This is a genomic window from Rhodobacteraceae bacterium M385 (genome assembly GCA_025141835.1).
In the GTDB taxonomy this organism is placed as follows: Bacteria; Pseudomonadota; Alphaproteobacteria; order Rhodobacterales; family Rhodobacteraceae; genus Gymnodinialimonas.
Map to the genome: position 1 here is coordinate 1,826,701 of CP081102.1, position 21,545 is coordinate 1,848,245.

Genomic DNA, 21,545 nt, shown 5'->3' on the forward strand with positions numbered 1-21,545 from the left:
TGTCAGGTTAAATGCTATCAGCTAGTTTTACGTAGTATATACTACTTCATTAATACAGAGGAGGTCGCCATGGCCGGTGCAATGTCTCATCTCAAGGTGCTTGATCTCAGTCGAGTTTTTGCGGGGCCGTGGGCGGGACAAATGCTGGCGGATTTTGGGGCCGATGTGCTGAAGGTCGAGCATGTGAAGGGTGGCGATGATGTGCGGCGCATGGGTGTCCCTCATGTGGATGCACAGGGTAACGCGACCAAACAGACCTCTTCTTTTCTGGCGATGAACCGGGGCAAACGCTCTTTGTCGGTGGATATGTCCAAACCCGAAGGGCAGGAGATCATCACCCAACTGGCCGCAGAAGCGGACGTGTTGATCGAGAATTTCAAGGTCGGCAACATGGCCCGCTTCAACCTTGATTATGAGACCTTGTCGAAGGTTAACTCTCGGCTCGTCTATTGCTCTATCACCGGGTTCGGGCAAACCGGCCCGCGCAGCCATTTGCCGGGCTATGACCCGATTTTTCAGGCCATGAGCGGCGTGATGAGCATTACCGGCGTCCCTGAAGGAGAACCCGGCGCGGGGCCAAATCTGGTGGGCTACTCCATCTCGGATATCAACGCGGGCTACTATGCCGTGATCGGCATCCTAGCGGCGCTAAACCACCGCGACGCAGCGGGCGGCAGCGGCCAACACCTTGATATCGCTTTGTATGATGCGCAGGTCCATGCCGCGTCCCATGTGGCGATGAACTACATCTCCAGCGGCGATGTGCCATTCCGCAACGGCACGGCATCGCAAATCACCTGCCCATGGCAGGCCTTCGATGCGGCCGACAAGCCGATCATGATTGCCGTCGGGAACGACCCTCAGTTCCAGCGCCTCTGCGCGCTTTTGGAATGCCCGGATCTGCCCGATGACCCCCGCTTTGCAACCAACCTGGAGCGCGTGAACCACAAGGATACCCTGGTGCCGCTTCTGCAAACCCGCATCGCCAAATGGCAGGCGACCGCTCTGCAAGACGCGCTCGAGGCCGTGGGAATCGCAGCCGGGCCGATCAATGGTTTCGATGATGTTCTTGACGATCCGCAGTTCAAAGCCCGTAACCTCAAGCGACGTGTGACCCATGCGGAAGTGGGCGAGATGGACGTGATCGCCAATCCGATCGTTTTCTCGAAAACGCCAAACGTCTATGATCTGGCGCCACCGGAACTGGGCGCACATACCGATGCGGTGTTGATGAAAGACCTTGCCATGACGGCTGAACAGGTCGCGGGGCTGCGGGCCAAAGGGATAATACGCTAACGTCCCTTTGGCGGTGGCCTAGTCGTCCAAGACCGGGCGGGCCATCGCAAAGACATCTTCGGTGATCGCGTAATCCATGTAGCCCAACCGAGCCAGCGGACGTATGCGCTTGATGTCCAAAACGCCGTCCACGATCACGTCGTCGGCGATGTGGATGCCTACGACCTCTCCGAAGATCACGTCGGATCGAACTTTGGTGCCGTCGCTGGCGGTCAGGGGGACCACACGGTTCAAGATGCATTCCAGCGCCACCGGTGAGGCCGCCACACGTGGCACGTTGACGTTTTGGCAGGGCGCTTTTTCCAGACCTGCACGCTCAAACTCATCAATTCCCGGCGCGTAGGATGCGGAGGATTGGTTCAAGGCCTCTTTCAGGTCGGCCACTGCCATATTCACCACGAACTCGCCTGTCTCCTCGATATTGGTCTGGCTGTCTTTGCGCCCGGCCGAGGAGAACATCACAAAGGGCGGTGCGCCGGACACCGCGTTGAAAAAGCTATAGGGCGCCAAGTTGGCGATGCCGTCCGAGGATTGGCTGGAAATCCACCCGATAGGACGCGGCACGACAAGGGCCGTCCAAGGGGTATGGGCCAGGCCATGGTCTTGGCTCCGAGGGTCATAGAACATGCGCGGGCTCGATTATTCTGCGGCGGCGGGACGCGGGCTGGCGGGCAGTGTCGTGCGGGTTGCCGCATCACTGTTGAGCTCGGCCGGGATGTGATCGGGCAGGGGGATGCCGTGGGCGTTCAGGGTCATGGCCACCATTGAATAATAACCCACCAGCGCTGTTAGTTCGACCGCGCCAAGGGCGCCCCAACGCTCCAGCAAGGCCGCGTAGGTAGCATCGGACACCTTACCGTTTTCCACCAACTCACGGCTGAATTCATAGACCTCGCGCTGTTCCTCACGGTCGAATTGAGGTGTTGTGCACAGGCGAATTGCCTCTACCGTGGTTTCCGCCAAACCCGCATCGCGGGCCGCGCGGGCGTGGATTGTCCATTCCAACTCGCTATTCCAATGGCGGGCCGAAACAAGGATGGCCAGCTCGTTCAGATCACGCGGCAAGCATGTCTCGTACCGAAGCACTTGGCCCAAGGCTTGCCAGCGATCCGCCAAAGATGGGTTGTGCAAGGCGGCGCGGAGCGGGCCGACAAGGGTGCCGCGGGGGCCGCTGACGATCTTCTCGTAGACGGCCTTCTGGGGTGGGTTCATATCCTCGGGGCCGGGAAGGGGGATGCGGGGTGTCATTAGTGATCTCCCTCAGTGTTCAGGCCAAGTTGGGCAAGGATTTCATCGGTGTGCTGCCCCAATAGGGGGGGCGGATTGTCAAAGCTCAGGGCGGCGCGATCAAAGCGCATTGGACTGACGACCGAGGGGACTTTGCCCGATAATGGGTGGGGCAGGTCGCGCAGCATCTCGCGGTGTTTGATCTGCGCTTCGTCGAACACCATCGGGACGGTGTTGATCGGACCGCAAGGCACCTTCTGCTCGCCAAAGATCGCGATCCAATCGGACAGGTCTTTTTCTGCCAATTGCTGACAGATCAACGGATGCAGTGTGCCCAGGTTCTTCACCCGCTCCCGGTTGGTGGAATAGCGGTCATCGTCCGATAGATCAGGGCGGCCAATGGCAGTGGCAAAGCGTTGGAATTGCTCATCATTGCCGACAGCCAGAACGATGTGCCCGTCGCGTACGGGGAACACGTCCTGCGGCTGGATATTCGGGTGCTTGTTGCCGCGCCTTGTGGGGGTTGCGCCAGAGACCAGATGGTTCATCGCCTGGTTCGCCAGCATCGCCGTTGCCACATCTAGCATGGCGATGTCGATGGTGTCGCCCTTGCCGCTTTGGTCCCGTTCAGCAATCGCGGCGAGCACCGCGATCGTGGCATACATGCCGGTCATGATGTCGACGATCGGCACACCCACTTTCTGCGGGCCGCCGCCGGGTTCATCATCGGGGGCGCCGGTCACGCTCATCAAGCCGCCCATAGCTTGGATCATGAAGTCATAGGCCACATCCTTGGCGCGGGGGCCGTCTTGGCCAAACCCGGTGATGGAGCAGAATATCAGATCCGGCTTCACCGCTTTCAGATCGTCGGGGCCAAGACCATAGCGGTCCAGCGTGCCAACTTTGAAGTTCTCCAGCACGATGTCAGAGGTCGCGGCCAGTGCTTTGATCGCGGCTTGCCCTTCCGCCGAGGCGATATCGACTTCCACCGATTTTTTGCCCCGGTTGACCGACAGATAGTAACCGGACTCGGCGGTGTCCTTGCCGTCGCTATCTTTCAAGTACGGAGGGCCCCATTTGCGGGTGTCATCGCCCACGCCGGCACGTTCAACCTTGATCACCTCAGCGCCAAGGTCGGCAAGAATTTGACCCGCCCAAGGCCCCGCCATGATCCGAGAAAGGTCGAGCACCCGAATGTGTTTTAATGGTCCAGTCATGATGTCGCCCCGTAGGTGAAAGAAGGTGTTGTATCGAGAGCGCCCGCAGGTCCATCGCCGTCGTCAACGATGGCCGTGGCTATAACGGAGGCTCGGGTGCTCATGTCCGCGTACCAAGCCGCAAGTCCGGGCAGGGCGGCTTTCCAACCGCAATCGGCGTAGCGGAAATCCAACTGTCCAAGGGTGCAGATGATCGAGATATGACCAAGCCCGAACTCTGTTCGGGCGAGATCGCCACTTTCGGCCTCCAGAACAGCAAGGGCCGCGCGGGTTTTGGTCTCGAACGCGCCAAGGATGACCGGATCGGCCATCTCCCCGCGCGCGCGTTCCGTGCGCCACAGAAGCAAGATGTCAGTTAACCCGTCGCCCAAAGCCTGCCAACGCAACTGCTTGACCCGCGCTTTCGGGTTCGAGGGCAGTAAATCATCGCGTCCCGCTTGCGTGATCAGATATTCGCAAATCACACGGGAATCGAACAGGTTTTGGCCATCGTCCGTGATCAGAACAGGGATCTTTCCCAAGGGGTTATCGGCCAGAATGTCCGGGTTCGGCGCTGCGGCAAACACAGCGACCGAGCGAACCCGTTCAACCTGATCGGTCAGGCCTAGTTCCTCGAGCACGATGTTTACTTTGCGCACGAAGGGCGAGCGGGGGGACCAATGTAGTTTCATGGGCGTGATCCTCCGAAGTTGGTGGCAAGAAAGCCGGAAAGCAGGGCCGTGAAGGCTTCAGGTTGCTCAAAGCACGGCACATGGCCTGCCGCATCGATGACATGCATCTGCGCGTTGGCAATTGCCGGTTGCAGCTTGGTTGCCATGCCAGCCGGCATCGCGCCGTCTTGCGCCCCAGCAATCAAGAGCGTCGGGCAGGTAATGCGGGCCAGTTCATCGGCGTAGTCGTAGTCTTTCAATGCCGTGGCGCAAAGCTCAAACCCTTCGAAGGGCGTGGCCGCGATCATTTGGGTCAGACGTGCGCGCGGGGCGTCGCCTGTGCCCTCGGTCAACCAACGCCCCGTTGTCGCCTCGGCAAAGGCGGCCATGCCAGAGGCGCGCGCGCCCTCAATCCGCTCGGCCCAACCGGCGGCCCCGCCGGGCGCGGTCTTGGCTTGTCCGTCCGAGAAAACCAGTGCCGAAAATCGATCTGCCGCTTGGATGTGGGCCGCAAGACCCGTGGGTACGCCCATGGAAAGGCCAACATAAACGCCGCTCTCTACCCCTGCGGCGTCCATGACGGCCAAAAGATCAGCCCCCAAAGCGTCAAAGTCGACTGGACCGTTAGGCTGGCCTGAGCGTCCATGACCGGCCTGATCGTAGCGCAATATGCCGTAAGTACCCGAAAGCGCATCGGCTTGCGCGTCCCAGATAGACAGGTCTGTCACCAGCGAATTGCCAAACACGATCCAAGGCGCATCAGCCATAGCGGGCGGCGTGACCTGTGCGTGCAAGTGATAGCCGTCGCGGGCCACCACAAGCGCCTTTGAGGGCGCCATTTCGGACGAGGGATTATGCGCTACCATCGGTTCTGTATGACTCCAGCTTCGTTGACCGTGTTAAAAGCTAGGTATATAGCCTTTTTGCGGTTATGCAATTGGGATTTCACCGAAAAGGGATATTGAATGCTTGTTCTGCAAACGCCAGCCGGGTTCCTTGACCATGTGGGGGAAACCCTGGGGCCGACGGGGTGGCGGCAGGTTTCTCAACCTGAAATCAATGCTTTCGCGGAAATCACGGGGGACGATCACTGGATTCACGTGGACGTGGCGCGCGCCGCCGAAGAGGCGCCGGGCGGACGGACGATTGCCCATGGGCTCTTTGTGTTGTCGCTGATCCCAAAGTGGCAACGGCAGCTGTTCAAGATTGAAGAGCGGGGCGCGGGGCTAAGCTACGGCTATGACCGCGTGCGCTTTGTCGCGCCGGTTCCGGTGGATGAAAATATCCGGCTTAGTCAAACCGTGACGGCGGCTGCGCCCCATCGGCTTGGCACTCGGGTTTCATTAACCTCCACCATCGAGATCGGCGAAGCGGGCCGGGTGGCGATTGCCGCTGATGCGATCTTGCTGATCGGCCACTAGGGGCGGCCTGAGTTGACTTCTGCTTTAAGCTAGGTTTACGCCTTAATGGCAGTGGCGGAAGGGCTCAACGATGCATGTTATGGACGAAGAGACTACCGAGAACATCCGAATGCTCTGCGACAGCGCCAGCGCGTTGGTGCCTGCGGATGGCTCGCTTGATCGGGTGCGTGCTGCTCGGTTCCAAGCGCCCGGGTTCTCGCGGGACGGATGGGAAACCGTGGCCGAGATGGGGTGGCTTGGACTGCGGGCCAGCGAGGATGCAGGGGGCATGGCGCTTGGTCTGCCAGAGGCGGTCGCCCTGGTGCGCGTGTTGGGCAGCGGCCTGGTGCCAGAGCCCTATGTCGCCGCTACGTTGGCGATTGATTTGCTAGAGGACGCAGGCCCGCATACCGCATTAGATTCCGCGCTTACCGGGCAGGACATCATTCTACCCGCTTGGCAGGCCACGGCGGATGGGCTGGACCCCGCCGCAGGGGTGTCGGTGCGAAATGGCCGACTGAGCGGCACAAAATGCGCCGTGATCGCGGGGGCTGATCTTTATGCAGTGACGACGGCCGAAGGACTGGCGCTGATCCCACGGGATGCGGGCGGGCTGACGGTCCAAGCAATTGCCATGCACGATGGCACGTACCGCGAGACCCTGACGTTTGATGAGGTGGCGGTTGAAGTGCACCCCAGCACCGACCCCGTGGCCTGTCTGGCCCGTGCCATGGTGCTACACGCGGCATACCTGCACGGCGCTGCAGAGCAGGCTTTTGATATCACGTTGGAATACCTGCGAACGAGACAACAGTTCGATGTCGCGATCGGCAGCTTTCAAGCGCTCCAGCACCGGGCGACAGAAATGAAGGTGCAACTGGAACTGGCCCGCGCCTCGATTGATGCGGCGGCGGCTTCAATGGACGTCGGGCAGCTAGATCATGCGGGCCACATGGCAGCTTTGCGCGCACGCAGCCGAGCCGGAGAACTGGCGCGCCTCGTGGCAAGGGAAGCGATTCAGATGCACGGAGCAATCGGCTACACGGACGAGGCCGACATCGGGCTATTTGCTCGCAAACTTGTGGTCGAGGCCGGGCAGTTTGCCCCGGAATTCCGACTGCGCGAAAGGTTTATGACCCATCGGGAGGACGCGGCATGACCCAGCCCCCCTTCATCGCCGATCACGCCCCCCATCCCGACTTCAACGCCCTGAGCGACGCTGAGTTCCGGGCGCTGGCGCGGGACTTTGTGGAAAGTAATTACCCCGATATTCCCCGCTTTGCGCAGCATCGCTTGCGCTGGCCAGAGGTAAGGCCATGGTACGCGGCATTGGCCCGCGCGGGCTGGATCGCCCCAACCTGGCCGCAGACCCTTGGCGGTATGGGGCTTGGGGCAGGTAAGCACCTTATCTTGATAGAGGAATTTGAACGCTACGGGGCGGCCCGTGTCCACGATATCGGTACCGTCATGTTGGGGCCTTTGTTGATGCAATACGGCACCCAAGCGCAGCAGGACTACTATCTGCCACGTATTCTGCGCGGGGAGGATATTTGGGCCCAAGGCTACAGCGAACCGGGCGCGGGATCGGACCTTGCCGCCCTGCGCACAACGGCAGTACGCGACGGGGATGAATGGGTTATTGACGGGCAGAAGACGTGGATCACACTTGGCGCTGATGCCAATATGGCCTTCGTGCTGGCGCGTACGGATAAGACCGTAAAGAAGCAGGCCGGGATCAGCTTTCTGCTGGTGCCGATGGACGCGCCCGGCGTTACGGTGCGGCCGATCGAGAACCTCGAAGGGCATGCCGAGTTCTGCGAGATTTTCTTTGATGGTGTGCGCATCCCTGCGGGCAACATCGTGGGCGAAGTGAACCAAGGTTGGACCATGGCCAAGGCGCTGTTGGGTCACGAGCGGGTGTTCATCGGCGCGCCGCGCCTGTCGGCCAACGCATTGGGGCGGCTGGAAGCCTCGGCGCGCGCCAATGGGTTGTGGGATGATCCGGCGTTTCAGGATCGCTTCGCCCGCCTTGCGATGGACTTGGCGGATCTCAATGATCTGTTTGAAACCTACGTCCAACGGTTGCGAACCGGTGCGCCCATCGGGGCCGATGTCGGGGTGCTGAAAATCTTCCAGAGCGAGCTCTATCAACGCATTTCGGAAGAGTTGATGCAGGTCGCTGGCAGCCTTGCGGGGGTGAAACTTGCCGAAGGCGGCGACAGTCGCTTTGACGCGGCGGGCACATATTTGGCCGCCCGTCCCACGACGATTTTCGGCGGCTCAACCGAAGTGATGCGCAATGTACTGGCCCGCGCCAGCCTTAACCTCCCAAAATAAAGAAGAGAAACACGATGGTTCAGCACAAGGGGACCGGGGACGTGGTCCGGTTTGAAATCCAAGACGGCTTTGGCGTCATCAGCATCCACAACCCGCCGGTGAATGCGGGCTCTACCGCGGTGCGGGCGGGGGTATTGGCCCGCTTGCAAGAGGCCGCAGAGATGGACCTGCGCGGTATCGTCATTATGGGGGCAGGGCGCAGTTTCATCGCCGGTTCCGACATCCGAGAATTTGGCGCGCCCTTGGCAGCGCCAGAGTTGCCGCTGGTTATCGCCGCTATTGAAGACAGCCCCCATGTGGTCTGCGCCGCGATCCACGGCGCGTCTTTGGGGGGCGGGTTCGAGCTGGCCTTGGGGTGCGATCTGCGCATTGCAGCACCCGAGGCGGTGCTCGGCTTGCCGGAAGTGACGCTTGGTATGGTGCCGGGTGCGGGCGGCACGCAACGGTTGCCGCGTTTGACTGGCGTGGCCGAAGCCATTGCGCTGGTGTGCTCGGGCAAACGGGTGAAAGCGCCCGCCGCCCTCACGCTTGGAATGATCGACGCGATAGCCGATGCCGCCACGCCAGAGGCTTTGTTTATGGCCGCCTCGCAGGCCATCCAAGCGGCCCCAACCAAGCGCCGCCTGCGCGATCTTCCGGTGCCTGAGAATACGCAAGAAGAAATTGCAGCGGCCGAGGCCACGGCGCTTAGGCGTGGGCGTGGTCGCCCGAATGTGGCCGAGGCGATCAGGCTTGTGAAACTGGCGGCCGATACCCCCGCAGAGGCTGCGCTGCAAACGGAACGCGCGGCGTTCCAAACCTATCGTTTGCAGGAAGAGGCCTTTGCACTGCGCCATCTGTTCTTCGCCGAACGCACCGCGACGAAGCTGGAGGGGGCAGACACCGCGCCGGCCCCCATCGCACAGGTGGGCCTTGTAGGCGGGGGGACCATGGGGCAGGGGATTTGCCGCGCGGTGCTGGCCGCCGGTTTGCCGGTAATCCTGATCGAGAGGGACATGGATGCTGCCAACAAGGCCGCCGCCGCCATTGCGTCAGCATTGGATGCGAGCGTCGCCAAAGGTCGCCTTAGCGCGGCGGCCGCGCAGATGCGCAAGGACCTTCTGACCGTGAGCGACCAGATGGGCGAGCTTGCCCCGTGTGATCTGGTGATCGAGGCGGTGTTTGAGGATATGGCCGTCAAGAAAGAGCTGCTCTCCACCTTGGACGCCCTGCTGAAGCCCGGCGCGATCCTTGCAACCAATACGTCATACCTCGACATTGACGAAATGGCCGCGGTGACAGCGCGTGCAGCCGACGTCGTTGGGCTGCATTTCTTCAGCCCTGCCGACATCATGAAACTGCTGGAAGTGGTGCAGGCCAAGGATACCGCGGATCGCACCATGGCCTCGGCACTGGCATTCGCCAGAAAGCTTGGCAAACAGCCCGTTGTGGCCCGCGTGGCCGAGGGTTTTATTGGCAACAGGATTTACGCCGCTTACCGTCGCCATGCAGAGTTTTTGGTAGAGGACGGGGCCAGCCCGCAGGACGTGGACCGCGCGGCTAAGGCCTTTGGGTTTGCTATGGGGCCGTTTGCTGTTGGCGATATGTCTGGCCTCGATATCGCGTGGAACATGCGCAAACGACAGGCGGCCACCCGCGATCCGGCGGCACGTTACGTGGATATCCCTGACAGGCTGTGCGAGGCGGGGCGCTTTGGGCGTAAGACGCAAGGCGGCTGGTATGATTACGACGGCGCGAAGCCACTGCCATCGGCCACGGTGGATGCCATCATTACACAGGCGCGATCCGCCAAGGGGACGCCGGCAATGTCCCTTTCAGAGCGTGATATTCAAGACCGATTGCTCGGCGCGATCTTGAACGAGGCCGCCTTGGTCCTCTCGGAAGGTGTCGCGCAGCGGCCCGGAGATATCGACGTGACACTGGTGCATGGCTATGGCTTTCCCCGTTGGACAGGCGGGCCGCTTTGGTGGGCATCGGGCCTGTCGGCGGACCGGGTAGAGGCCATGGAAAACGCCGTGGCAAAGGCGGCGGGCAAGGTGTTTGCTCGCGGCGATGTGGCTGAAATGCTGGCACCCCTGCGGGCCGAGCGGCAGGAGATTGAACGCACGAAGTCGGGCCAAGCCTGAGTTTTGAATCGGGGGTGTTGCGGCGCGGGATTAAGTTATAGCCCGCGCTCACATCCCTTTAGTTCCATACGCCCCTAGTCCAGTGTAGCAATCCAGCTTTGCAGCGCTTTCGCCGTTGCCGCGGGTTGTTCGGGCAGCAGGGCGTGGCCGGCATTTTGCACGACGACGCAATTGGCTTTGGGCCCGATCTTTTCACGCAGATCCGAAAGGGTGGGCGGCGGAGAAATCACGTCATCGGAGGCTCCGACATAAAGTGTCGGGTGTGTATCGGCGACGCGCACCCACTCCTTGTCCGTCGTCTGTTTGGCCGCCCGGCGTTGCGCAGCCGATACCTCGGGCCACCAGCCGCCAAGCCAAACCGAGGCATCGGCGCCGGGAGCGAAGTAAACGTCCTTGAGGTATCCCAAACGCTCTGCGTCGGAAAGCGACATGTCAAAGCTTGCCGAGATGGACGCGCTGACATGTTTGGGCACCGTGTTAGTCACAATCGCTGCCACAAGGGCCACGGCGCGGGTCAGGTCGGGCCGGTCAAAGGCCAGTACTCGCGCGACCCAATTGCCTGCTGCATGGCCGACGATGACGGCAGGGGCTGCGCCCTCAGCCTCGATAATCGCAGCTACGTCGGCGGCCATGTCGTGCAGGGTGTCGGCCTCTTGCAGAGGCGCAGAGCCTTCGATCCCGCGTGGTTCTGGCAGGATCAGGCGCAGGCCCGCAGCCACCAGATCGGGCAGCAGCCCGTCGAAATCCTCGCTCCCGCGGCCAAGGGAAGGGATCAGCACGACGCTAGCGCCTTGGCCTGCGGTGCGATAAACAATTTCGGTGCCCTCGCGGGTCAAACGGCGGGTGTCGATGTCCATAGGATCTGCCTTTTCAAAGGGCGGTCATAGGGCCGCCCTGATGCGTTAAGGGCTGGCAAAGGCAAAGGGAAGGGCGGCGCAGTCACGGTAGGCACCCCGCGACTGCCACCCTCTCTTTCACGTCTCGAAGAAGGGGGTTTCCTCGTCTTTTGAGCCGCGCAGAAGAATGTCAAACTCGTAAGACCGCACGCCATCCACCATGCCATTGTCACGCATTACCAGCCGGTGACGCATGTCTTCGGGAAGAAGCGTCAGAACGGGGTCTTTGGCGTTCGCTTCTGGGTAGTCGGGGAAGAACAACGTGGTTTCCACGTTGCGCATGAGGCCGATGCCCATCACCACGATATTCAGGTGAGGTGCTCTTTCGATGCCGCCTTCAGTATAGCTGCCCGGATGAAGGGAGCGGAACGAATAAACGCCCTGATCGGTGGACCACGCACGGCCCCAACCCAGGAAATCAGGGTCCGCTTGGGCAGCTTCCGGGTCTTCGGGATGTTGAAAGCGGCCCGCAGGATCGGCTTGCCACAGCTCTAGGATCGCATTGGCGACGGGCTCATGACCCTCTTTCCGGACGCTACCGGTTAAGGTGAATGGCACGCCGTTGGTGCAGGGCGCGGCATCAGGGGTGATGCGGGTCAGGTCGTTGTCAGTGGGTTGGAAGAAATCTGCCGGAAAGAACGGCCCGATTGTGTGTTGCGACAGCGGGAAGCGGCGCGATGTTTGAAGCTGTTGCATTATGCCTCCGGTGTTGCGTTGCGCCCGCGCAGGACGATGTCATGGTGGAACCCAAGGTAATCGACGCCCACATCCGCCGGGTGCAACTGCTTGGCAATCAGTCGTTCGCGTGCGGCAGGATCGCCCACGGAATGCAGAATTCGGTCCCAGTCGTTGAGCGGATCGCCGGGGAAATACATCTGCGTGACCAGCCGCGACAGCGTGCTTGGCCCCAAAACCGAGAAGTGGATATGGGGCGGACGCCACCACGTGTCCTTAACCGGTACCGGATAGGCACCGGGTTTGATCGTCAGGAATGAGTAGCCCCCATCTTCATCGGAGCGCACGCGGCCATGGCCTAGAAAATTTGGGTCCAGCGGCGCTTCGCGGTCGTCGAGTGCGTGGGTGTAGCGCCCGGCAGCATTGGCCTGCCACAGTTCCACCACCGCATTGGCAACGGGGCGCCCGTCTTCGTCCAACACGCGGCCCGAGACTTCCATCAATGCGCCCTGAGCAAACTTGCCTTCCTTGGTTTGCGCCAAGTTGCGGTCTCCGCATTCGAGCTTGCGCCAAAGATCAGCCGGACCTGTGGCCTCGGTCCTTGTAACAGGGCGTTTGAACAGCGTTTGAGAGGGGGTATGGGTCCAAGTATTGGTATACCCTTCAACCGGCACGCTCGGCTGAATACCTGTGGGCAAGGGATCAAAGATACCCTTCGGCGTGTTATTTCCCATGTCTCAATGACCTCCGCGAAAATAGACGTTCGCCCGGACTGCAAGGGCGGAAGAGGCGTTTGCTGCGCCTCGTGCAATTCAATAAGCTACGTTTATAGCTTAAGTGCTTTTTGTGGATGCGGCAAGTTAGCACGTGCGCCCGCAAACTTGGGGCATGGGGCCGTATGCACCCTGTTGCGACGCGTATGTTTCCGTTGCGGCAATCCTAAGTGCTAGATATATAGATTTATGGACAGATCACTCCGATAGACGGAAAGTCACGCTGTCGGGAAGCGGGGGCATTTGGTCTGTCACAGAAAAACACAATTCAGGGAGTGAAAGTATGACCATAGCAAAAGGCGGTTTTCTGGGCGGCGTTATCGCGGGCGCGATTGCTTGCACAAGTATTGGCGAAGAGGCCTCTGCGCAGGCCCTGTTCGATGGCTGCCCGTCTGCCGAGATCATGGCGCGCTTTGTGGAGTTTGGCCGCACCGGTCAGATGCCGCCTGATTTGGGCCGTTGGTTGAGCACGCCCGATGCACAGTACGTGGAGCCGTGGTCGCCCTTCGACAACGTCGATTACGTTGGGGTCTGCTGGGTCTCGGCTTGGTTGGTGCATACGGATGAAGGCACGGTTCTAATTGATACGCTCTATGGTCCCTTTCAACAGACGTTATTGGACAATATTGCCGCCACGGGCACGGATTTGGCGGACATTCGCTATGTCCTGATGACCCACGGCCATTTTGACCACGTCGGCGGCGCGGCGGGTCTGGCCCCTTTGTTGCCGAATGCCACTTTCGCGATGACGCAGGGCGGTTGGGATGAAGCGATTGAATCGGCTGAAGCGTCCCAGGGTGGGCCGCGAGCATGGGATATGATCGCTGAGGATATGGTGCTGGCGGACGGCGAGTCGATTGAACTTGGCGGGAATACCTTCACGGTGATCGAGACGCCGGGACATACTTGGGGAACAGCGTCATACCTTTATGACGTGGTGGATGGCGATGACACGTTTCGTGCAATCACCATTGGCGGCCTTGGCCTGAACGCCATTGAGGGGCCACCCCAAGTCGAGGCCTTTATCGAAAGCCTCGACCGGATGCGCGCGCTGGTGCAGGAGCAAGAGATGGGTGTCGAGGTACATCTGACGACCCATGGATTTTCCAACAACCTTGACGAAGATCGCCAGGCCATGGCTGACCGGGCCGAGGGCGAGCCTAACGTGATGGTAGATCCCAATGGTCTTTTGACGCAGATCGAAAGCCTTCGGGCTGGCGCCGTGGAGCGGTTGGAGATTGAGCGTTCTCAATAAGGACCGCCGCGTCTGCCTTGTTTGGAAAAGGGCAGAGGGCACGACGTCTTGCGAACGCCTCGCCGTGTTTCTGCGGCGGGGCGTTTTCATGTCCGGCCCCGTCTAGCGCAGCGCGTAGAGGTCGATCTTGACGGATTGCTGCATTCGCGCGCCCACACCCACAAACAACGTGCGGTTCACCCACTCATATCGAGGATCGCCGGTTTCCAGCCGCGCATGGGTGCGCATGTAGTACGAAGCCGGATCAACCTCCGCGCCCCGCGCGATGGCGTCGAGCGTTTCTGGCGGGCCATGGCGCAGGCCGTAGTTAATGATCTCGATCGTCGCACCGTCGTGGGTTTCCATGGCATAGCGCGTGTCCAACTCTGCCACGCCGGAGGCAAAGACCGTCTGCCAATCCGCCCCTAAATTAAGGAGCCGCCCCGAAAGCTCGCGGCCTTCGACCGTGCCGCCGATGATCGGCACAATGCGCCGCTGCCCGGCCCGACCGCTGCCCATTTCTCGGATCGGGTCGAGAGCTACGGTTAACGTGCAAACAGGGTCAAGCGTCGGCAAGGGGAGCTGCATGAATAGGTCTTTCACTGGAGTAATTGTTTACCAGTGTAACGAAATCTGCGTAGGATGCACCCGTCAAAAAGGAGCATCGCAATGGCCGAACGACCCGCCAGATTGGTGCCGGATGGCGCAGAGGAAGCTACGGATCTGGAAGGTCTGATTGGCTACAATTTGCGGCGTGCGGACGTTGTGGTTCGCACGCATTTCACGGCCTCTCTCGGGGCTGATGCCTTGTCGACGCGTGTGTTCACCGCCCTGTCATTGGTTGTGCAAACGCCCAAGATCACCCAGAGCGCGCTGGCGCGGGTTATGGGGATTGAGCGCTCGGGGCTTGTGGCCATTGTCGATGATCTCGAAGCCCGCGGCTTCGTGCAACGGGCGCCCGTGCCGGGGGATCGGCGGGTTCAGGCCCTGGTACCAACCGATGCTGGACGCCGCGCTTACGGGGCTGCGCTGCAAACCGTGCGCGATCACGAAGATCGCTTGTTCAGCGGTATGTCAGAGGCCGAAAAACAAACCCTGTTGCAGCTTCTCAAGAAGGTACGCCGCAGTCAGCCCGGTAACGGCTAGAGGCTTGTCCTAGGGCTGCTTCCGCTCGGTCCAGACCTGGGCGATGCGCGGCATGCTTTGTTCGATCCAGTCCGCCAGCCCGCCGACCTTTTCGGCGACTTCGACGCCCAGGGGCGTCAGGCTATATTCCACGTGGGGTGGCACCACATCGAAGGAGACGCGGTTCACGAAGCCGTCTTCCTCTAGGTTCTGCAATGTTTGCGCCAGCATCCTTTCGCTGACCCCCCCGATCTTGCGGCGCAGGGCGCTGAAGCGTTGAGTCTCGATCTGAAGGGCCATCAGAACCAGCACGCCCCATTTGCTGGTAACGTGCTTCAGCACCTCGCGGGATGGGCAGTCATGGGCCATTAGATCGCCTTGCATCAAGTGCTCGCTAAGGCTCATGGCGGTATCAATTGGCTTGGTGATCGTCATTTTTGACACTTACAAATTTGTGCGTACTAACTTTTCGTTAGTGCTTCATCTACCTTCCCTATTGCAACAACAAATTGAAGGGATGTTCCCATGACAATCGCAGTTACCGGTGCAACGGGCCAGCTTGGCCGCCTCGTCATCAAAGACCTCGCTCCTGCCGTCGGGGCAGAGAATATCGTGGCTTTGGCCCGCTCACCCGAGAAGGCCGCCGACCTGGGCGTTGCCGTGCGTATCGCGGACTACAGCCAGCCCGAAACGCTGACCAAGGCCCTTGCTGGCGTGGATACGGTTCTGCTGATCTCGAGCAGCGAGATCGGCCAGCGTACCGCGCAGCACCGTGCTGTGGTTGAGGCTGCGCAGGACAACGCAGTGAAACATATCGTCTACACCAGCCTGCTGCGGGCCGACACATCTCCGCTGAGCCTTGCCGACGAACACCGCGAGACAGAGGCTCTCATCAAGGCGTCGGGCATTGCATATACGTTCCTACGCAATGGTTGGTATACCGAGAACTATGCAGGCGCCCTTCCGGGCGCGGTTCAGGCAGGCGCGGTCGTAGGGTCTGCGGGCGACGGGCGCATTTCGTCGGCTACGCGGGCCGATTACGCGGCGGCGGCAGTGGCGGTGCTGAAGGGCACAGGATTTGAAAACAAGACGCTGGAGCTGGCTGGCGATGCTTCTTTCACGCTGTCGGATCTTGCCGCAGAAGTCAGCCGTCAGACCGGAAAAGACATCCCGTTCAACAACTTGCCGCCATCGGAATATGCGAAAATTCTAGCCTCGGTGGGCTTCCCCGAGGCGATTGCCCCCATGTTTGCTGAGATTGATTTCCAAGTGAGTACCGGCGCGTTGTTCCACGATGGGTCCGAGCTGTCCGATCTGATCGGGCGTCCCACAACGCCCATGGCCGATACTGTCGCGCTTGCACTGAAGTAACGCCCAAGGAGGGGTTTCGGGGCCGTTGCGCCCCGAAACCCACCCCGAAAACCGCCTTAGCGAAACTTCGCGGGGCGCTTTTCAAGGAAGGCACGCAGGCCTTCCTTGGCGCCGTCTGATGTTTGCGACATGGCGGCGGCAAGGCTTTCGGTGAACAACCCCTCCGAACGTGGCATGTCTTGGATGCGCGATAGCGCCTGCATCATCAGGTAGTTCGAGAAGGGGGCGTTATCGGCGATCTTGCGGGCCAGTTTCTTGGCCAGATCCATGCCTGCGCCCGCCTCAACCGAGTAATGGGCCAGACCAAGGGCCAAGCCTTCTTCGGCCCCATAGCTGCGGCCGGTCAACATCATCTCGCGCATCCGGTCCGCGCCCAGAAGGCGGCCCACACGCACCGTGGCACCGCCGCCCACAAAGATGCCGCGCCGCCCTTCGGGAAGCTGAAAGCGCACGTCAGGTTCGGCGATCCGTACATGGGTTGAGGCGGCGATCTCGAGCCCGCCGCCGATTACTGCGCCGGTCAGAACCGAGACGACGGGCAGGCCGCTAAACTCGATCAATTCCGACACGCGGTGCCAGTTGCGCGAATGGAAAACACCCTCAATCGGTTCACGATGTTCATGTTCAGCCAGATCAAGACCTGAACAGAAATGGCCCCCTTCACCGCGCATGATTACTGCGTTTATGCCCTCGGGCGGGGCCGAGAAGAAGGCGTCCAGCTCGGCAATAAGCTGATCGTTCATGGCGTTGCGTTTTTCGGGGCGGTTAAAGATGATCGTGGCAATATCGCCCTCGATCTCGATCCGCGTCACCTTGATTTGTGCTGCTTGCTCAGCCATTTGTCCTACCCTCCTCGAAATTGGTCAAAATAGTTTTACGGCATAACAGTTCTTCTGTATATCGATTTCAACAGGAGGAGCGTCATGGTCGATTTCAGCAAGGTCCGAGCGATTGATTTCCACACCCACGCCGAGGAGCCGTGCAATCATGGCCGCGACGATGGGTACAATGAATTTCAGGCCGGGATGGCGGCCTACTTCAAAAACCCCGCAGGCGCCGAAGGGATGTTGCCCACGGTGCAAGACACCGCCGCCTATTACCGCGAACGCAACATTGCCGCCGTGATCTTTCCCGTCGATGCCGAGCGTGAGACCGGGTTTCGCCGCTATTCCAACGAGGAAGTGGCAGGCATTTGCGCCGAGAATGACGACATCCTGATCCCCTTCGCCTCCATTGACCCCCATAAGGGCAAGGCAGGCGCCCGCGAGGTCCGCCGGTTGGTCCGCGATTTCGGCGTGCGCGGGTTCAAGTTCCATCCGACAATGCAGGGCTTTTTCCCTAATGACCGCGACGCCTGCTACACGGTGCTAGAGGCCTGCGCGGAAGAAGGCGTGATAACCCTGTTTCACACCGGCCAAACGGGCGTGGGATCGGGGATGCGCGGCGGCATGGGGATGCGGTTAAAGTATTCCAATCCGATGCATCTGGATGACGTGGCCGTGGATTTCCCTGATATGCCAATCATTCTGGCGCACCCCTCGTTCCCCTGGACGGAAGAGGGGCTGGCGGTCTGTCAGCACAAGCCCAACGTCTACTACGACATGAGCGGCTGGAGCCCGAAGTATTTCCCCGAAACCTTCATCCGCTACGCCAATTCGATCCTGAAAAAGAAGATGCTATTCGGCTCGGATTGGCCTGCCATCACGCCGGACCGTTGGTTGGCTGATTTCGAGAAAGCCCCGTTCAAGGACGAGGTGCGCCCATTGATCCTCAAGGAAAACGCCCTCCGCTTGTTGGGCGAAACCGGCTGATTGTTCAGACTTAGGGCGGGGCAGGTGACGCCCCGCCTTACGGCAGCTTCTAGCTCGCGGGGCGGCCTTGGGGAGTGAGGGAAGAAAACGGTTTCCCAACGGCGGCCTCATACTCATCAGCGTCCCAGAAACCGATCAGAATACCTGATTCCGCCGCCTTGCTTTGGCGGGCCAACACCTCGGGCGTGGCGGTAATACGGGTGTGGTGACGGGTGGCCCAATCCAGAAGCGCGGCTTCCATCCGCGCGCGGACGGCGACATGTTCAGGCGCCTCCGACGCCCCCAGATCGGTCAGTTCGTGGGGGTCGGTTTCCAGATCGAACAGCACCGGGCGGAACCCTTCGCAGCGAATGAATTTCCAGCGACCGTCAAAGATCATCTTGGTGTGGGCGTCTTGTTGCTTTTGCCCAAGGCTCTTGGCCATCTCGGACCAATGATAATCATGCTCACTGATCGCATAGCGGCGCGAAAATCCTTCCTTGCCGTGCAAGATCGGGGTCAAGTCGCGCCCCTCCACCACATGGGGTTTCGCGCCGCATCCGGTGGCGTTCATGAAGGTTGGGGCAAGATCAATCATCTCGACCAATTCGTCCGACACAAGGCCGCGCGTGGCTTCGGCCTCGGGGCGGGGGTCGGCGATAATCAGCGGCACTTTAACCGCCATTTCGTGGTAGAAATCCTTATCGCCCATCCAGTGATCGCCCATGTAATCCCCGTGGTCCGAGGTGAAAGCGATGATCGTGTTCTCACTCAGGCCCTGGGCATCCATCCAAGCGAACAGCCGGCCAAGGTTGTCGTCTAACTGCTTGATAAGCCCCATATAGGCGGGGATGACATGGGTGCGCACATGATCGCGAGAGAAACTGCGGCATACGCGGGCGTCTTGGTAGGCTTTGACCAAGGGATGATCGGTGTCGTGCTCCGCGTCCGAGCGGATAGGGTCAACGATATGGGTCTCGTCATACATGTCGTGGTAGGGCGCGGGCACGATGTAGGGCCAGTGCGGCTTGATGTAGGACAGGTGGCAGACCCAGGGGCGGTCATCGCTGGCGGCCTCTTCCATGAACGCAATGGCTCGGTCAGTCATATAGGCCGTTTCGGAGTGTTCTTCCGGGACGTTGGCAGCAAGGCGAGAGTTTTCCAGAAGCCAAGCCGAAAGAAGCTCTCCATCGGCATCGACACCGGAATTGGCGAAGTCCTCCCAAGGATTGTCGGATTTGTAGCCATGGGCCTCTAGGTAATCATCATAAGCCGACCAGTGCTGGCGCGGGCTGTCGGGGTGCAGGCCGTCGTCACGCTCGAACGCTTCAAAGCCGCATTCGGCGGCGCGCACGCCGATTTCGCTATCGGCGGGAATGCCAAGCCAAGCCATCCCTTCGGCATCAGCAACCATATGGGTTTTGCCCACCAGCACGGCCCTTGCGCCGCCATCGCGCAGGTGGTCGCCCAAGGTCGGCTCTCCCACACGCAGGGGCATCCCGTTCCAGGTAGAGCCGTGGCTGCGGACGTAGCGCCCGGTATAGGCCGACATCCGCGATGGGCCGCAAACGGGGGATTGCACATAAGTGTTGGTGAAGCGCACGCCACGGGCGGCCAGCGCATCAATGTGGGGCGTATGTAGATGCGGGTGGCCGTAGCAGCTGAGGTAATCGAACCGAAGTTGGTCAGCCATGATCCACAGGACGTTGGGGGGCTTGCTCATGTCGCGGCTTCCTTATCTTCAATGATCGTTTCTATCGGCCTACGCAAAAATTCTTCGAACCGGCCCAGAAAGTCTACGAAGGTCTGGATCTCGGCTTCGGTGAATTCTTCGCGCAGGGCGGCGCGGCGGCTGGCCATGATTGGGGCGGCTCGGTCGTAGGCGGCACGGCCCTCGGCGGTGAGGGTCACAATGGTTTGCCGCCCGTCGCGGGAGTCACGGGTCATGGTAACGTAACCTTTGCGCCGCATCTCGGGCAGGGCGCGGCTAAGAAGGGAATGGTCGGCTCGCTGCACCTCGGCCAGATCGCGGATCGTCATGGGCCCCACTTCGGCCAGATCCCATAGGGTGCGCCATTCGACAATGGACAGGCCGCCGCCCATCTGCAACAGGCGCTGTCCCTGCTGGCGCGATGCGGCGTAGAGCGGAGACAGACGCGCAAATATATTCGTGTGCTCGCGCATTTTACGCGCGCCGATTTTGGCCTCGTCGGTGATTTGCACGTCGGTCATGGTGTTCTCCCTTCCCGCAATAAAGCATCAAAAAATAATACGTGACAAGTCACATAATATCTGTAACGTTCTTTAAAGAGCTCCCATCCGTGGGGCACTCGCCTTTGGAGGAAGGCGTAAGATCATTGGGAGGAATGACATGATTAAACAGACCCTATTTGGGGCCGCTCTGCTTGCAGCACCCTTTGCTGCACAGGCGCAAGTGACCCTGACCGCGGAAACCACCGCGCCGGGCTCCACGCCCCATTATATCGACACAACCCTTGCCGCTGTCCTGGACAGCGCCGGTGTGGCGACGATGCAGATCACCGAAGGGGCGACGCTGACCAACTCGGTTCAGGCCGTCGCTGAGGGCCGCTTGGACATGGCGCCAGCGCCAATGATCCTGCCGTTCCTTTTGTCGCGTGGCATTGGCCCTTACAGCGGTATCGCGCCGGAAGATGGGGCAGAGTTGGCAAGCAACGTGCGCGCCCTGTTCTTCAACGCGGCCTCGGGGCAGGTGTTCGGCCACTACAACAACACCGATATCGATGACATTCGGAACCTGGAAGGCCGGCGCATTTGGAACGGTCCCCCGCGCGGAGCGGCTTTGACCTCGGGCCGGGCGATGATCCAACTTTTGGCGGGCCTGAGCGAAGGTGAGGGCTATGAAGGCGTGCAGGACGCTTGGCCTGATACCGTTGGCGCCATCACCGGCGGTAGTGTCGATGCGTGGACGATCCCTGAAGGTCTGCCTTCCGGCCGTCAGATCGCTATCGCGGCGGCAGGGGGAATTACCCTTTACGATGTTCCCTCGGACCTTCTGGCAAGCGAGTTGGGCCAGCAGATCGTTGCGGCCCCGGGCCACGCGCCGTACTCCATTCCGGTAGATGCCTACCGCGAAGCCTATGCGGGTAACGACATTACCATCGTCACCGACGATGATACGTTTGATACCTTCGCCACCGCTTTCGCGCAGATCGTGCCTTCTTCGATGGATGAAGAGTTGGCCTATCAGATCACCGCAGCGATGCTGGCGGGGGAAGAGCGTTTTCTGACCAGCTCCCCCCGTGGACCATTCCTCAACATGTCGTTCGGCGATGTTGATGGGGTGAGCCAAGGCAATTGCGGGGCTGTTACGATCCTGATGCACCCCGGTGCTATCCGCGCCTATGAAGATGCGGGCCACACGGTTGCTGATTGCGTTCGGCCCTAAG

Annotated in this window: 23 protein-coding genes; 10 read left to right on the plus strand and 13 right to left on the minus strand. The window is 60.5% G+C overall.

What is annotated here, in order from left to right; translation table 11 throughout:
* Window positions 1–69 precede the first annotated feature (69 nt).
* Complete coding sequence (locus K3728_08945) at window positions 70–1,296, plus strand: CoA transferase (GenBank protein UWQ97320.1); 1,227 nt, start codon at window positions 70–72, stop codon at window positions 1,294–1,296.
* Between the two features lie 18 nt (window positions 1,297–1,314).
* On the opposite strand, the gene K3728_08950 is transcribed toward K3728_08945, so the two are convergent.
* From K3728_08950 to K3728_08970, 5 genes are read right to left on the minus strand one after another with little or no spacing between them, the layout of a single operon-like run.
* Window positions 1,315–1,923: a flavin reductase family protein gene (locus K3728_08950; GenBank protein ID UWQ97321.1), complete on the minus strand. Its 609-nt coding sequence runs from the start codon at window positions 1,921–1,923 to the stop codon at window positions 1,315–1,317.
* A gap of 12 nt (window positions 1,924–1,935) precedes the next feature.
* Complete coding sequence (locus K3728_08955) at window positions 1,936–2,544, minus strand: carboxymuconolactone decarboxylase family protein (protein ID UWQ97322.1); 609 nt, start codon at window positions 2,542–2,544, stop codon at window positions 1,936–1,938.
* Window positions 2,544–3,740, minus strand: a complete 1,197-nt coding sequence (locus K3728_08960; protein UWQ97323.1) for a CoA transferase — start codon at window positions 3,738–3,740, stop codon at window positions 2,544–2,546. The genes K3728_08955 and K3728_08960 overlap by 1 nt, the downstream gene beginning before the upstream one ends.
* Window positions 3,737–4,411, minus strand: a complete 675-nt coding sequence (locus tag K3728_08965) for a glutathione S-transferase (GenBank protein UWQ97324.1) — start codon at window positions 4,409–4,411, stop codon at window positions 3,737–3,739. Before K3728_08965 ends, K3728_08960 begins: the two co-directional genes overlap by 4 nt.
* Window positions 4,408–5,229, minus strand: coding sequence for an alpha/beta fold hydrolase (locus K3728_08970; protein ID UWQ97501.1), 822 nt, complete (start codon window positions 5,227–5,229; stop codon window positions 4,408–4,410). Before K3728_08970 ends, K3728_08965 begins: the two co-directional genes overlap by 4 nt.
* A gap of 126 nt (window positions 5,230–5,355) precedes the next feature.
* Here K3728_08970 and K3728_08975 point away from each other — a divergent pair, with 126 nt between their 5' ends.
* The 4 genes from K3728_08975 to K3728_08990 all read left to right on the plus strand — a co-directional run bounded on the left by K3728_08975 (window position 5,356) and on the right by K3728_08990 (window position 10,253).
* Window positions 5,356–5,811: a MaoC family dehydratase gene (locus tag K3728_08975; protein ID UWQ97325.1), complete on the plus strand. Its 456-nt coding sequence runs from the start codon at window positions 5,356–5,358 to the stop codon at window positions 5,809–5,811.
* A gap of 70 nt (window positions 5,812–5,881) precedes the next feature.
* Entirely contained in the window at window positions 5,882–6,949 is a 1,068-nt protein-coding gene (locus tag K3728_08980) for an acyl-CoA/acyl-ACP dehydrogenase (GenBank protein ID UWQ97326.1), read from the plus strand.
* The gene (locus K3728_08985) at window positions 6,946–8,127 is read left to right on the plus strand and encodes an acyl-CoA dehydrogenase family protein (GenBank protein ID UWQ97327.1); all 1,182 of its coding nucleotides are present in this window, start codon (window positions 6,946–6,948) and stop codon (window positions 8,125–8,127) included. Before K3728_08980 ends, K3728_08985 begins: the two co-directional genes overlap by 4 nt.
* A gap of 14 nt (window positions 8,128–8,141) precedes the next feature.
* Window positions 8,142–10,253: an enoyl-CoA hydratase/isomerase family protein gene (locus tag K3728_08990; protein UWQ97328.1), complete on the plus strand. Its 2,112-nt coding sequence runs from the start codon at window positions 8,142–8,144 to the stop codon at window positions 10,251–10,253.
* A gap of 74 nt (window positions 10,254–10,327) precedes the next feature.
* Here the strand turns inward: K3728_08990 and K3728_08995 are convergent, their stop codons facing one another.
* The 3 genes from K3728_08995 to K3728_09005 all read right to left on the minus strand — a co-directional run bounded on the left by K3728_08995 (window position 10,328) and on the right by K3728_09005 (window position 12,558).
* Entirely contained in the window at window positions 10,328–11,110 is a 783-nt protein-coding gene (locus K3728_08995) for an alpha/beta hydrolase (protein UWQ97329.1), read from the minus strand.
* Window positions 11,111–11,227: 117 nt separating this feature from the next.
* A complete protein-coding gene (gene pcaG, locus K3728_09000) occupies window positions 11,228–11,845 on the minus strand; it encodes a protocatechuate 3,4-dioxygenase subunit alpha (GenBank protein UWQ97330.1) in 618 nt (205 codons plus the stop codon).
* Window positions 11,845–12,558, minus strand: a complete 714-nt coding sequence (locus K3728_09005; protein UWQ97331.1) for a protocatechuate 3,4-dioxygenase subunit beta — start codon at window positions 12,556–12,558, stop codon at window positions 11,845–11,847. The genes pcaG and K3728_09005 overlap by 1 nt, the downstream gene beginning before the upstream one ends.
* A gap of 322 nt (window positions 12,559–12,880) precedes the next feature.
* Here K3728_09005 and K3728_09010 point away from each other — a divergent pair, with 322 nt between their 5' ends.
* Window positions 12,881–13,852: an MBL fold metallo-hydrolase gene (locus K3728_09010; protein ID UWQ97332.1), complete on the plus strand. Its 972-nt coding sequence runs from the start codon at window positions 12,881–12,883 to the stop codon at window positions 13,850–13,852.
* A 102-nt stretch (window positions 13,853–13,954) separates the two neighbouring features.
* On the opposite strand, the gene K3728_09015 is transcribed toward K3728_09010, so the two are convergent.
* Window positions 13,955–14,419, minus strand: a complete 465-nt coding sequence (locus K3728_09015; protein UWQ97333.1) for a DUF3237 domain-containing protein — start codon at window positions 14,417–14,419, stop codon at window positions 13,955–13,957.
* Window positions 14,420–14,500: 81 nt separating this feature from the next.
* Between K3728_09015 and K3728_09020 the strand changes: the two genes are divergently transcribed.
* Entirely contained in the window at window positions 14,501–14,977 is a 477-nt protein-coding gene (locus K3728_09020) for a MarR family winged helix-turn-helix transcriptional regulator (protein ID UWQ97334.1), read from the plus strand.
* A gap of 9 nt (window positions 14,978–14,986) precedes the next feature.
* Here K3728_09020 and K3728_09025 read toward each other — a convergent pair whose 3' ends face one another.
* Window positions 14,987–15,391: a helix-turn-helix transcriptional regulator gene (locus tag K3728_09025; protein UWQ97335.1), complete on the minus strand. Its 405-nt coding sequence runs from the start codon at window positions 15,389–15,391 to the stop codon at window positions 14,987–14,989.
* A 90-nt stretch (window positions 15,392–15,481) separates the two neighbouring features.
* Here K3728_09025 and K3728_09030 point away from each other — a divergent pair, with 90 nt between their 5' ends.
* A complete protein-coding gene (locus tag K3728_09030) occupies window positions 15,482–16,327 on the plus strand; it encodes an SDR family oxidoreductase (GenBank protein UWQ97336.1) in 846 nt (281 codons plus the stop codon).
* 56 nt (window positions 16,328–16,383) lie between these two features.
* On the opposite strand, the gene K3728_09035 is transcribed toward K3728_09030, so the two are convergent.
* The gene (locus tag K3728_09035) at window positions 16,384–17,166 is read right to left on the minus strand and encodes a crotonase/enoyl-CoA hydratase family protein (GenBank protein ID UWQ97337.1); all 783 of its coding nucleotides are present in this window, start codon (window positions 17,164–17,166) and stop codon (window positions 16,384–16,386) included.
* An 84-nt stretch (window positions 17,167–17,250) separates the two neighbouring features.
* Here K3728_09035 and K3728_09040 point away from each other — a divergent pair, with 84 nt between their 5' ends.
* Window positions 17,251–18,138 (plus strand): amidohydrolase family protein, encoded by an 888-nt coding sequence (locus K3728_09040; protein ID UWQ97338.1) that lies wholly within the window; start codon window positions 17,251–17,253, stop codon window positions 18,136–18,138.
* Between the two features lie 49 nt (window positions 18,139–18,187).
* Here the strand turns inward: K3728_09040 and K3728_09045 are convergent, their stop codons facing one another.
* Window positions 18,188–19,840, minus strand: a complete 1,653-nt coding sequence (locus K3728_09045; protein ID UWQ97339.1) for a sulfatase-like hydrolase/transferase — start codon at window positions 19,838–19,840, stop codon at window positions 18,188–18,190.
* Entirely contained in the window at window positions 19,837–20,349 is a 513-nt protein-coding gene (locus K3728_09050; protein UWQ97340.1) for a winged helix DNA-binding protein, read from the minus strand. The genes K3728_09045 and K3728_09050 overlap by 4 nt, the downstream gene beginning before the upstream one ends.
* Before the next feature lie 139 nt (window positions 20,350–20,488).
* Here K3728_09050 and K3728_09055 point away from each other — a divergent pair, with 139 nt between their 5' ends.
* On the plus strand, window positions 20,489–21,544 hold the full coding sequence (locus K3728_09055) for a C4-dicarboxylate ABC transporter substrate-binding protein (protein UWQ97341.1): 1,056 nt from the start codon (window positions 20,489–20,491) through the stop codon (window positions 21,542–21,544).
* Window position 21,545: the final 1 nt, after the last annotated feature.

What these genes read in the sequence shown, in the direction of transcription:
- K3728_08945 (UWQ97320.1), top strand. Translation starts at nt 70, where the DNA reads ATGGCCGGTGCAATGTCTCATCTCAAGGTGCTTGATCTCAGTCGAGTT.
- K3728_08950 (UWQ97321.1), bottom strand. Translation starts at nt 1,923, where the DNA reads ATGTTCTATGACCCTCGGAGCCAAGACCATGGCCTGGCCCATACCCCT.
- K3728_08955 (UWQ97322.1), bottom strand. Translation starts at nt 2,544, where the DNA reads ATGACACCCCGCATCCCCCTTCCCGGCCCCGAGGATATGAACCCACCC.
- K3728_08960 (UWQ97323.1), bottom strand. Translation starts at nt 3,740, where the DNA reads ATGACTGGACCATTAAAACACATTCGGGTGCTCGACCTTTCTCGGATC.
- K3728_08965 (UWQ97324.1), bottom strand. Translation starts at nt 4,411, where the DNA reads ATGAAACTACATTGGTCCCCCCGCTCGCCCTTCGTGCGCAAAGTAAAC.
- K3728_08970 (UWQ97501.1), bottom strand. Translation starts at nt 5,229, where the DNA reads ATGGCGCCCTCAAAGGCGCTTGTGGTGGCCCGCGACGGCTATCACTTG.
- K3728_08975 (UWQ97325.1), top strand. Translation starts at nt 5,356, where the DNA reads ATGCTTGTTCTGCAAACGCCAGCCGGGTTCCTTGACCATGTGGGGGAA.
- K3728_08980 (UWQ97326.1), top strand. Translation starts at nt 5,882, where the DNA reads ATGCATGTTATGGACGAAGAGACTACCGAGAACATCCGAATGCTCTGC.
- K3728_08985 (UWQ97327.1), top strand. Translation starts at nt 6,946, where the DNA reads ATGACCCAGCCCCCCTTCATCGCCGATCACGCCCCCCATCCCGACTTC.
- K3728_08990 (UWQ97328.1), top strand. Translation starts at nt 8,142, where the DNA reads ATGGTTCAGCACAAGGGGACCGGGGACGTGGTCCGGTTTGAAATCCAA.
- K3728_08995 (UWQ97329.1), bottom strand. Translation starts at nt 11,110, where the DNA reads ATGGACATCGACACCCGCCGTTTGACCCGCGAGGGCACCGAAATTGTT.
- pcaG (UWQ97330.1), bottom strand. Translation starts at nt 11,845, where the DNA reads ATGCAACAGCTTCAAACATCGCGCCGCTTCCCGCTGTCGCAACACACA.
- K3728_09005 (UWQ97331.1), bottom strand. Translation starts at nt 12,558, where the DNA reads ATGGGAAATAACACGCCGAAGGGTATCTTTGATCCCTTGCCCACAGGT.
- K3728_09010 (UWQ97332.1), top strand. Translation starts at nt 12,881, where the DNA reads ATGACCATAGCAAAAGGCGGTTTTCTGGGCGGCGTTATCGCGGGCGCG.
- K3728_09015 (UWQ97333.1), bottom strand. Translation starts at nt 14,419, where the DNA reads ATGCAGCTCCCCTTGCCGACGCTTGACCCTGTTTGCACGTTAACCGTA.
- K3728_09020 (UWQ97334.1), top strand. Translation starts at nt 14,501, where the DNA reads ATGGCCGAACGACCCGCCAGATTGGTGCCGGATGGCGCAGAGGAAGCT.
- K3728_09025 (UWQ97335.1), bottom strand. Translation starts at nt 15,391, where the DNA reads ATGACGATCACCAAGCCAATTGATACCGCCATGAGCCTTAGCGAGCAC.
- K3728_09030 (UWQ97336.1), top strand. Translation starts at nt 15,482, where the DNA reads ATGACAATCGCAGTTACCGGTGCAACGGGCCAGCTTGGCCGCCTCGTC.
- K3728_09035 (UWQ97337.1), bottom strand. Translation starts at nt 17,166, where the DNA reads ATGGCTGAGCAAGCAGCACAAATCAAGGTGACGCGGATCGAGATCGAG.
- K3728_09040 (UWQ97338.1), top strand. Translation starts at nt 17,251, where the DNA reads ATGGTCGATTTCAGCAAGGTCCGAGCGATTGATTTCCACACCCACGCC.
- K3728_09045 (UWQ97339.1), bottom strand. Translation starts at nt 19,840, where the DNA reads ATGAGCAAGCCCCCCAACGTCCTGTGGATCATGGCTGACCAACTTCGG.
- K3728_09050 (UWQ97340.1), bottom strand. Translation starts at nt 20,349, where the DNA reads ATGACCGACGTGCAAATCACCGACGAGGCCAAAATCGGCGCGCGTAAA.
- K3728_09055 (UWQ97341.1), top strand. Translation starts at nt 20,489, where the DNA reads ATGATTAAACAGACCCTATTTGGGGCCGCTCTGCTTGCAGCACCCTTT.